Below are 9,300 nucleotides of genomic sequence, written 5' to 3'. Positions count from 1 at the left end.
CGGCACTCGCTGCGCAGCAGTGCCTTCGACGCCTACCGCCGCAAGAAGGTCCCCTGGAGGGAGAACCCGACCCGCTTCCTCGGCCTGGCCGCCTGATCAGCCCAACGAGGCCCGCGTCCCTTCCAGTCCGCACGCCCGCTGAGCCGTAGAACGGCAGGGCTACGCCGGGCCGGTCAACCACGGCGGCAGGAATCCCGATCCTGGGGAGACCAGGGCGACACCGTCGGGCAGCCGGCTGTTGACGTGCTCCACAAACGCGCCCGGCAGGCAGGGCGACTCGTGGATCTGGAACAGGGCCTTCACCGCCAGCCGGGGCGTGGACAGCAGCCTCAGGACCCACGCCTGGGTGGTGCTGCGGTCGGCGGGCTGTGCCGTCTTGGTGACCACGACGCGGAGCAGACCGTCTGGGGCGCAGGTCAGCGCGGCGTGGTTGGTCGGCGTGAGCTGCACGGCCTGGTCGTAGAGAAGGCAGTCGTCCCAGGCGATGCCGTTCAGGACGCCGCCCGGAGTGGCGAACACGACGCCCCACTGAGACACCCCGATGGAGGGATCCGCACCGTCGGACCAGCCGTGCTCGATCATGTGCCGGTACGGGTCGACACGCGGCTTGCCGGGCTGGGCGGAGCTCGGCCACTGGTGCACCACGCCGGGCGCGATGCCAGCCAGGGACCGGTTCCCCGGAGCCGTCCAGTTCGCGACGACCAGGGTGAGGCAGCCGGGGCCGCCGTTCCCGTACTGCCGCAGCACGACGAGTTCGGGCTCGCGCCGGAGGCCAGCGGACGTGTAGGGCTGGCCGGTCATGGCGGTACGGGTGCGGGCCGCGGACTTGCGAGCGTGGTTCTTCGTCATCGGTACGTCCTTCACAGCCTGCGGCCCATGACCCGCCGGCCGGACAGCACGGACAGGACGAAACACGTGCTGATGCGGAGCACCTTTGGCCTGATGTTCGTCGCGGTCATGGGACGGGACGGGAGCCTTCGGCCGCACGGGGCCGCAGCCGAACATAGCCCCGAGCCCTTCACGTGGCCAAGTACGTGCCACCCGTCCGGGTGAACGCCCAGCAAGATGAGCCTCCGGTGCAAGACTGCCCTTGATCGAGGGAGATGAGAATGCCCCTCTCGAGTTCGCCATCGCGCGCCGGGCGGAGGACGCCGCCGCCACCGGACGCGCTGCCCTATGGCTGTCCCGCGTACGGGGTGGCCCGGGCCATGGCCGTGACCGACAGCAGGCACCCGGACTTCAACGAGGCCCGGCGGCCTTGGCGCCGACGCCCCGAGAGTGCGGGGCGCTGGCGGAGGACCTGCGAAACGCCCCTCAACGCAGCCGCAGTACCACCACGGTGGCGTCGTCCCGGTAGCCACTCTCCTCGGCTTCCGCCGCCGCCACCAGGGCGTCGGCGAGGGCCTGCGGCCCGTCCGAGTGCTCGCTGCACAGCCGGGTGATCGTCTCCGTACTGACCTGGTCGGATACTCCGTCGGACATCACCAGCACGAGGCGGGCCTCCTCCTCGGGGATCTGCACCTGCCGGCACGTCGCCGCGCTGGACTGCGCGAGCCCCAGGCGTGCCCAGTTGTCGTGCTTCGCGGCCTCCAGCTGTACGGCCGCACCACCGTTCCACCGCAACCAGTTCCCCATGGTCTGGTCGTCGGACCAGAGGGTGAGGCCGGTGTCCTCCCGCCAGCCGTACGCACGACAGTCCCCGATCCAATGGACGGACGTCGGCTGCCCCGGCTGCGCGCAGGCGAACACTGCGGACGCGTGCGGCGGCCGGTTGTAGGCCGCGGCCATCTGCCCGGCCGTCATCAGTCCCGGCAGCCCGCCCAGCTCCATCCCGATGTGCGTGATCACCGGCGGGGTGAGCGCGGCGTACCGCACGGTGTCCGGGTGGTGCCCGGCCCCGTCCACCACGGCCGCGCACACCATCTCTCCGCGCCGCTGCACGTCGACCCCGTCTGCGCACGGGAGCTCCGTGCCCGGCCGCTGCGCCCGGCCCACCGCGATCACTGTGCCCTTGGTCGCTTCCTTCACCGCGTCCTCCTTCGTCCCCGGGGCTGGCGTGGCCCTCCCCGCAAAGGCCCGCGGTGACAGAAGAGTGCGCTAGGTACCGAAATTGAGGCTGATGGGGCAGAAGTGGCACCGCCAGGGGAAATCCGGTCCGGGGCCGACGGCCAGTGGCGTAGGGTGGTCCTACCGACGCGGGGTGGAGCAGCTCGGTAGCTCGCTGGGCTCATAACCCAGAGGTCGCAGGTTCAAATCCTGTCCCCGCTACCAACGCACCGGCCCCCCTTCGACTTCATGTCGAAGGGGGGCCGGAAGCATGTAGGGGCGCCGCAGCCGTGCGATGCCTCTACTCCGCGCCGCGCTGCGCCTCGAAGGCCGACATCATCACCTCGTACGTCTGCTGCTTGCGGGCCGCGTGCTCAGGGCTTGCCAGGTAGCGCAGGTGCTCCTCGTGGTCCCGCACCCTCTCCTCGTGCCGGCGGCGCCGCTGCTCGGCGACCCGCGGTGACGCGGCGGTGCGTATCGCTTCCGCGGCCACCTCCGGGTCCGGGGCGTCCACGGACATCTGGACTCGGGCGAGGACGTCTTGGCCGGCGGCGCTGGACTCCAGCCACAGCAGCATCCCGGGGTCCTCGTCGAACGCGAGGCGCAGCCGCTCCCGGCCCGGTGCCGTTTCCGTCAACGGGAGCAGTACGGCCGGGTCGTTGCTGGCGTGCACCAGGGCCGAGGCTTCCGGGTCCTCCTTGATCAACTCGGCGATCCGCTCCAGGAACGCGGCCGTGCGCACCAGCCCGGCGGAGTTCGGGTCGTACGGGCGCGGCCCCGGGTCACCGTGCTCCCACGTCCGCGAAGCCTCGATCTGCTCGTTGATGTCCACCCGAACCCCTACCCCTCGTGATCTTCGACCTTGACCCTACGAGGTTGCACAACGGGCCGGTACAGCGACCGGGGGCGCGATCTGCATCCGGGTGCCGTCCCAGAGCACCGTCTCTGCAGGCAGGATGAGCAGTCCAGCCTCCCCGTCTTGCCAGGCCGCACCAGTACGTCGCACTTGGACAGCCGCGCCGCCCGCACCGGCCATGTAGACCGTGGGGTCGACTTCCCATCCGTGCTGGGCGAGCCACGCCTCCAGCTGGATCATGTCCGATGGTGTCGCCCCACGCGGCCACTCGTACGTGCTCTCGCTGCTCATGTCCGTTCCCCGGGGTACTGGCCGGACGCCCGGCCACTGGCGATCCTCCCATCCGGTACTGACAGACGACTGTGCAATATCCGTGGGCGCTCGATCGGTGCCCTGTCACTGGACCGGCTAGCAGCCTGGGATCCGGAGACGTGGCCTCGCTGCAGTCCCTTCGAATCCTCGGACTTCGCCATGTCAAGGCGCCCAATCGATGCCCGCTGCGTCAGTCGGTGACGGGCCCGAGGAACATCTCGGCGACGGCGTCGGGCAGCGCATCGATCGCCGAGATGCCGGCCTCGAGCGCCTGGCGGGCACGGACGAGCTGCTCGGGGATCTCGGCGGCACGCACGTCGTCGACGGCGGTCACGGTCGTGCAGGCCAGGAGGTCCAGCAGCGCGTTGGATGCGTGCGCGGCGGCCTCCACGATGGGTCCGGCGCCGCCCTCATTCATCCTCTTCAGCGGCTGACGTACCTGGCCCGCCTGCCAGTGCAGGACGCCCATGACGCCCACGTCGTCCGCGCCGGACGCCTTGAGGACCTGCTCGCGGGCCAGGCCGAGCTCACGGCCGCCGGCACCACTTTCGAGCATTCGGCCCTCGGTGACCATCCCGGTGCCGATCGACGCCCCGTACAGGGCGTTCGCGAGGATCGCGGCCAGGACCTGCTCACCGCCGACCGCGGCGGCCTGCTGCGCGAGCTCGGCCTCTGAGGGGACGCTGGCGTACACACCGAGCGCCGACAGCGCAGCGGAGATCTCCGAAGCAGTGGGGGCGGGGCTGGCGGAGGAGGGCTGGGGCGGAATCGTCATGGGTCTGAAGGTAGTAGACGCAGGATCGTACGGAACCGCTCCGCCTGAAGACGCCCACCGTCACCAGGCCCGTGGTAGGCCCTTCCTGTCGGTGCTGCACGGCATTCTGGCCATCACGGATGGCCCAGGCCCCGGGACGGGCTGTCAGGTCCACCCTGCCGCGCGCATCATGCTGAACGACGCCCGCTCAGCCGCCTCCTCTTCATCCTGGTTCACCTGGACGCTCTCCCAGCCTAGGCCCTCGGCGTACCGCAGCACACCGGACAGCGTCTCGTAGTCGTCGGGACCCTGAGGGCCGTCGAAAGGCGAGACCAGGACCGGTGACAGGGCTTGCCGCACCCAGTCGGCGACGACGGCCTCGTCCCCCTTGGGCATCCACGCGTAGTAGGGCATTCGGCCAAGCTCACCCAGCGCCTCTCTCAGGGGCTGGAACTCCGAGCCGGGACGCGGACGGGCCGCGCGGTCGAGGGCGTCGGCGAACGTGGTGAGCAGGGCGAGATCCGCCTCGGCTACCTCGATCGACGCCAGGTGCGTCACGTTCCCGCCGTCGGGCCCCACCAGCAGCAGCATGTTGGGCGGGTACTCCTCGGTCCCGTCCACCAGCTCCTCCGTCCCCTCGGGTAGTGCATTGCGCACTTGCCAGTACGCCTCGGTGACGTCCTCAATCGGCGCGCCGGGGATTGGCACTCCTCCGTTGTCCCGGTAGCCCACAAGCTCCCCCTCATGATTCAGGACCATGTCCATACGGAGCCTCAGGAGCAGTCCATCCAGTTCGTACATTCCGCGCAGGGCGTCCGGCACAAGCGGCAACAGCATGGTGCGGGTGGGGGAGGAGCGCAGTGGCAGTGGCCGGGCGCCAGCTCGGGTCCGATCGTTCGCCCGCATCGCCTCGGTGAACCGCAGGCCGGCAGCTCGGCTCAGCTCTCGCAGTTCCCGGGTACGCTTCCGCGACTTCCGGGGCGGATTGGTAGGCATGTCTGACTCCATGCAGCAGCGTGCCCCACGCACACGCCGCTCTGAAGACAGGCATGGTCAGGTGCACGATGCGTCGAAGGACGGCTTGGCCTACCAACGAGGTCTCCAGCGTGGGCGGAGGGCCCCTTCAGCGGTCGGCGGTCGTGGCCGCCTGCCGGGCAGCATACCGGCTCGCAAGCCGCAGGATGAACGGGCAGACACCTCTGCCTGTGCCGCCGAGCGCCGTCCGTCACGGCCTCATCGGCTTCTGCCCATGAGCGCGCGATCCTGGCACAGTCGGGCCGATTGCCCGCGGAGGGGCCGCCGCGCTACCGTCAACGCGGCGTTAGTGACCGCCTGACTCCGATGCTGTGCGTCCCCACGTGACCAGCAGCTCCGGCGGACAAGGTTCTGTCGAATCTCACTCACCGATCACCTGTGCTTGAAATGCCGAAGTGCGGGACGTGGGACTGCACGGGATGACGAGCACGCATGACGCGCAACCGCAAGAAGAAGTTGGCCATCCGAGCCGAGGCCGAGGGCGGCAGCCACGCCCGCGCCGCCCGACTTCACACCCCCGCCCCCAAGGAGATCCTGACGGCGGAAGTCCAGGACCGCCTGATCAACGCGTTCCAAGTCGAGGGCTGGCCTGTAGAGACCGACGGCTTCCCCGAAGGCGGCATCTGGACCGGCTGGCTTGGGCCGGTCTGGTCCATGCTCTCCCGCCCGGGTGGAACGGACACCGAGGCAGACCCCGACGACCCGGACCATTACGACCTCACCACCGTCCCCGAGCTGACCCTCATCACACCCAAGATCCCCATCAACTCCGGGGAAGCGATGGTGCTCACCCTGCCCGGCACCACACCGCTCACGGAGATCGTGCACACGGTATGGGAGGAGCTCGGGCGTGCCCGCGCGACTAAGGTCGACGCACTGGTCAATGACGCGACATGTTCCCTGTGCGGCGACAGGTACCCGGCCGCGCACCTGCTGCCGGCCACAGAGCACGACCGGCTCGTCCTCTGCCCCTTCTGCGTATTCGACGGCGACATCCTCGGTGGCCACCCGCTGCGCCTGGCCTACCTCATCGACGCGCTGACCGATGAGGATGTTGCCGCGCCGGCAGGCTGGTCAGCCGTGACCGCGCTCTTGGCCTGCGCCGCGGGCCCGGACTTCCGTGAACGACTCGAAGGCGACGACGGCACTCTGCGGCTGCCGCTGCCGCACTGGTTGGGGTGTTCACGAGTGGGTCTGATCAGGCACAACTCGCCAGCTTGAAGAGCTTTTCCCGTGAGACGGGTGATCGTTCCCCGTTGGGCTGCGGTAGCCACCGTGGAGGCATCAGTCGTCGAAGCCGCGGTAGATGTGCGCGAAGCCGCGCAAGAAAGCCGGGAATTGACATGCCCGCCATTGCCCGCGCCCGCTCAGCCTCGGGCGTCACCGACCTCCGGTGACTAGGTTGATCGCGTTGCCTGGCCGGACGTAGGGCGGCGAGCCGTTCGAGGTGACGGCTTCTCAGGCATGCCGAGACCAGAAGGCGACGAACGCGATGTAGGAGATGGCGGCGGTGGCCACGAACCAGAAGTACGGATCGCCGCTTCGTCCGGATGCCAGGTCACCGATGTAGGCGTACAGATTCCCTGCGGTAAGCACCACGCCCGTGCCGGCCCAGGCTCGCCCTGAGATTCGGGCGAAGCGCTCGTCGGGAGCCTTTTCGGTGAGGCCCTGATAGGTCTCGCTCCGGCGCCCCAGCAGCACTAAAGCGAGACTGCAGACCGCCAGGACCCCGAACGTCACCAGGCCGAGAGCGAGGCGGCCGCCGAAAGTCGCGGCCACGAGGCAGGCGCCTCCGACGGCGAGGAAGAAGCCGGGGACGGACCGCCTGGCTGCGCTACTGGTCATCTGCTGGGCTTTCTTCGGCATGAAACATCTCCTCAACGCTGACTTCAAAGAACTTGGCCATGGACATGGCGAGCGGCAGGGAGGGCGTGTACCGCTCGGTCTCGATGGCGTTGATTGTTTGACGTGAGACCCCCAGGGCTGTGCCTAGCTGGCCCTGGGAGAGCCCTCGTGACGACCGCAGTTTCCTGACGCTGTTTCGCACATGTAAAGCTTACTTGTCACCCTTCAGTCGTTGTCAAGCTCGCTTTACAGACAGGGCGGGCTCGCGCGGCGTCTCGGGCGCCGTGTTCACCGTGCTGGCGGCCAGCCCGGCATAGGAGGGTGAGCGCATCGCCAACCTCCCCTTGGGGGGCACGCCGAAAAACAGAAGGAGTTCAGGATCCACAGGCGGATGCCGGTTGCGGGGTCCCGCATCAATCTGAGGATCGGAGTCACCGTGTCGGCGAGGCTGGCATGCCGGTGGCGGAGGCCAGGTCGACAGGACTGCGCGGAAGGGCGGCTTTCCCTCAACTGCCAGACAGGGTTGCCCATTTGGCTTTCTGGCACGGCTGGCGTTCCCTACGATGTCTGGCGTTGCACCGACATGCTGGCGGTTCGGGGAGGGCTGATGGTGTCCGGTGAGGCGGCTGCGGTCGAGGGGCTGCGCACGGCTGTGGACTTCTATGCCGACAAGGCCGCGCGCCTGCGGCAGCGGCGGGTGGATCTTGAGAAGGAACTGGCCCAGGTGGATGCCGACTTAGCCAGCACCTCTGCCTCTCATGACCATCTGGCAGCCGCCCTGGAAGAGATCACCGCCGGAGCGGATGTCGGCTCTGACGCCCCTGGCTACCGGCCCGATAAGGAGGACGCCGAAGCACAGGGACCGGCCTCAGATGAGAACGGTGCGACGGGTCCTGCAGATTCTCCACAGCAGGCCGCCACGACGCCGCGGAACCTGCATCTGGGTCAGCAGGTGCTGCAGGTGCTGGCCACGGCGGGGCGGCCGTTGCGGGTGAAGGAGATCACGGAGGCCATCGGGAGGCCCGTTTCCGGGAAGCAGGGGGCGGCCGCGATCGAGACGACTCGCAAGACCTGCAAGCGGCATGTCGCACAGGGCAAGGCCATCGAACCTGAGCCCGGGGTCTTCGCGATCGCCTCTGCTGTCGGCGGGCATGTGAAGGGGGCCGCCTAGCGACTGCCCCTTCACGAGTGTCCCCTCCTCCCGTTGCGGGGAGGAGGGGACGGGTTCCGTTGAGTTGGACGCTCTTCGGAACCTTCGACGTGGACCCCTTGTCAGTGGCTCACGCTGCTCCCGAGGCTAGAGCAACTGTGCTCGCCCCGGGGGCGCGTGGCCTATTTTGTCGTCCCCTGCGCCGGTGAGGCCCGGGGACGGAAGGGCCTTTTCCCATGCGTATGCGGCATTCCTCCACTGGAGGGGTACAGCGGCACGGCAAGGAAGTTCTCCAGGCGGGCGACGGTGGCGACGTCAGGCCAGCAGCGGCCGGCCAGCAGGTCGGCGATGGCCTGCCGGTTGACCCCCGAGCCGGCAGCGGCCTGCCGCAGGCTCCGCCGCTGCGTCTTGAGCACAGCTTCGAGGGCGCGGGCGATGCCCTGAACGACATCGGCGGCGGCATCGTCGATCCCCGCATGGGGCCAGGATTCCGGGTCGTCGGCAAGCTCTCGCGGCGGCCTTTTTCGGGCCAAACCTCCCACCACGTCGATGCACTCCTTTCCGTGAAGATCGGCTTCGACCCCTTCACCGGCTGCTTATCCAGCCGGTTTCGTTGGTCTGTGACGTTGAGCCCGGAGGTCTCCCGCCGCATCCGTGAGTACTGCCCGCGCTTGTCGCAAGCACGGTGGGCGCGGGTCGCCGACCAGGTGCGCGCGACCGTGACGGCAGCCGCCCCGGCGACTTGTTACGAGGCGGGACACCTGCTGCATGTAGTGGGGCGCCTGGCTGTCTGGGCCGATGGCGGCGGGTTGCCGCGGGATCCGGGGGTGTGGCTGCGCACGGAGACGATCGACGCGTTCGTGCTGTCGGGCTGTGCGGGCATGGACGGTTCGACGGTGCAGACCTACCGGTCCTGGCTGCGCCGCACGAGGGAGGCCCTGGTGTGGGCCCAGCGCGGTGAGGCCCCGCCCGCGCGGCTGTCTTCGCCCCGCGGTCCGCAACCTCCCTATGAGCGCGGCGAGTTGGCGAGGCTGCGGGCCTGGGCAGGGCACCTTCCGGGCCGAGCCCGGCTGGACGGGCTCGCGTTGATGGCCCTGGGGGCGGGATGCGGCCTGGCCCCAGGCGAGGTCGTACCAGTCCGCGGCAGTCACATCCGCATCACCTCCAGTGGTGTCGCGGTGCTGGACGAGGACCTGCTGGGACGTCTGGTGGCCTGTCACGCCCGGTGGGGCAGTGTGCTGGCCGAGTTGGCTGCGGAGGGCGGCGGGGGTTTCTTGTTCCGGCCCAGCCGGAAGGTGGCCG

12 protein-coding genes and 1 tRNA gene are annotated in these 9,300 nt (G+C 69.2%); 4 read left to right on the top strand and 9 right to left on the bottom strand.

All coding sequences use genetic code 11. The annotated features are described in order from the left end of the window. Window positions 1-159: 159 nt before the first annotated feature. Complete coding sequence (locus VN520_RS12750; protein ID WP_325747005.1) at window positions 160-849, bottom strand: hypothetical protein; 690 nt, start codon at window positions 847-849, stop codon at window positions 160-162. A gap of 465 nt (window positions 850-1,314) precedes the next feature. Then, a complete protein-coding gene (locus VN520_RS12745; RefSeq protein ID WP_325747004.1) occupies window positions 1,315-2,028 on the bottom strand; it encodes a SpoIIE family protein phosphatase in 714 nt (237 codons plus the stop codon). A gap of 166 nt (window positions 2,029-2,194) precedes the next feature. Between VN520_RS12745 and VN520_RS12740 the strand changes: the two genes are divergently transcribed. Further along, window positions 2,195-2,271: transfer RNA gene (locus VN520_RS12740), tRNA-Met, on the top strand. A 76-nt stretch (window positions 2,272-2,347) separates the two neighbouring features. On the opposite strand, the gene VN520_RS12735 is transcribed toward VN520_RS12740, so the two are convergent. The 4 genes from VN520_RS12735 to VN520_RS12720 all read right to left on the bottom strand — a co-directional run bounded on the left by VN520_RS12735 (window position 2,348) and on the right by VN520_RS12720 (window position 4,964). Beyond that, the gene (locus tag VN520_RS12735; RefSeq protein ID WP_325747003.1) at window positions 2,348-2,878 is read right to left on the bottom strand and encodes a hypothetical protein; all 531 of its coding nucleotides are present in this window, start codon (window positions 2,876-2,878) and stop codon (window positions 2,348-2,350) included. A 36-nt stretch (window positions 2,879-2,914) separates the two neighbouring features. After that, window positions 2,915-3,193: a hypothetical protein gene (locus VN520_RS12730; RefSeq protein ID WP_325747002.1), complete on the bottom strand. Its 279-nt coding sequence runs from the start codon at window positions 3,191-3,193 to the stop codon at window positions 2,915-2,917. 211 nt (window positions 3,194-3,404) lie between these two features. Further along, complete coding sequence (locus tag VN520_RS12725) at window positions 3,405-3,989, bottom strand: DUF6245 family protein (RefSeq protein ID WP_325747001.1); 585 nt, start codon at window positions 3,987-3,989, stop codon at window positions 3,405-3,407. Between the two features lie 144 nt (window positions 3,990-4,133). After that, complete coding sequence (locus VN520_RS12720) at window positions 4,134-4,964, bottom strand: hypothetical protein (RefSeq protein WP_325747000.1); 831 nt, start codon at window positions 4,962-4,964, stop codon at window positions 4,134-4,136. Between the two features lie 471 nt (window positions 4,965-5,435). Between VN520_RS12720 and VN520_RS12715 the strand changes: the two genes are divergently transcribed. Then, entirely contained in the window at window positions 5,436-6,224 is a 789-nt protein-coding gene (locus VN520_RS12715) for a hypothetical protein (protein WP_325746999.1), read from the top strand. Between the two features lie 237 nt (window positions 6,225-6,461). On the opposite strand, the gene VN520_RS12710 is transcribed toward VN520_RS12715, so the two are convergent. Further along, window positions 6,462-6,869, bottom strand: a complete 408-nt coding sequence (locus VN520_RS12710) for a hypothetical protein (RefSeq protein ID WP_325746998.1) — start codon at window positions 6,867-6,869, stop codon at window positions 6,462-6,464. Then, window positions 6,838-7,050 (bottom strand): helix-turn-helix transcriptional regulator, encoded by a 213-nt coding sequence (locus VN520_RS12705; protein ID WP_325746997.1) that lies wholly within the window; start codon window positions 7,048-7,050, stop codon window positions 6,838-6,840. The genes VN520_RS12710 and VN520_RS12705 overlap by 32 nt, the downstream gene beginning before the upstream one ends. Window positions 7,051-7,455: 405 nt before the next feature. Here VN520_RS12705 and VN520_RS12700 point away from each other — a divergent pair, with 405 nt between their 5' ends. Beyond that, window positions 7,456-8,019 (top strand): hypothetical protein, encoded by a 564-nt coding sequence (locus VN520_RS12700; protein WP_325746996.1) that lies wholly within the window; start codon window positions 7,456-7,458, stop codon window positions 8,017-8,019. Window positions 8,020-8,180: 161 nt separating this feature from the next. Here the strand turns inward: VN520_RS12700 and VN520_RS12695 are convergent, their stop codons facing one another. Beyond that, window positions 8,181-8,414, bottom strand: coding sequence for a helix-turn-helix transcriptional regulator (locus VN520_RS12695; protein ID WP_325746995.1), 234 nt, complete (start codon window positions 8,412-8,414; stop codon window positions 8,181-8,183). 60 nt (window positions 8,415-8,474) lie between these two features. Here VN520_RS12695 and VN520_RS12690 point away from each other — a divergent pair. Further along, on the top strand, window positions 8,475-9,300 hold an 826-nt coding region (locus VN520_RS12690), incomplete at its 3' end, for a hypothetical protein (protein ID WP_325746994.1).

Source organism: Streptomyces sp. (genome assembly GCF_035563135.1).
Taxonomy (GTDB): Bacteria; Actinomycetota; Actinomycetes; order Streptomycetales; family Streptomycetaceae; genus Streptomyces.
This window is presented reverse-complemented; position numbering and strand designations above follow the sequence as displayed.

Coding starts and splice junctions, on each gene's coding strand:
- VN520_RS12730 (WP_325747002.1), bottom strand. CDS start 3,193: ATGAGCAGCGAGAGCACGTACGAGTGGCCGCGTGGGGCGACACCATCG.
- VN520_RS12725 (WP_325747001.1), bottom strand. CDS start 3,989: ATGACGATTCCGCCCCAGCCCTCCTCCGCCAGCCCCGCCCCCACTGCT.
- VN520_RS12710 (WP_325746998.1), bottom strand. CDS start 6,869: ATGCCGAAGAAAGCCCAGCAGATGACCAGTAGCGCAGCCAGGCGGTCC.
- VN520_RS12700 (WP_325746996.1), top strand. CDS start 7,456: ATGGTGTCCGGTGAGGCGGCTGCGGTCGAGGGGCTGCGCACGGCTGTG.
- VN520_RS12715 (WP_325746999.1), top strand. CDS start 5,436: ATGACGCGCAACCGCAAGAAGAAGTTGGCCATCCGAGCCGAGGCCGAG.
- VN520_RS12720 (WP_325747000.1), bottom strand. CDS start 4,964: ATGCCTACCAATCCGCCCCGGAAGTCGCGGAAGCGTACCCGGGAACTG.
- VN520_RS12750 (WP_325747005.1), bottom strand. CDS start 849: ATGACGAAGAACCACGCTCGCAAGTCCGCGGCCCGCACCCGTACCGCC.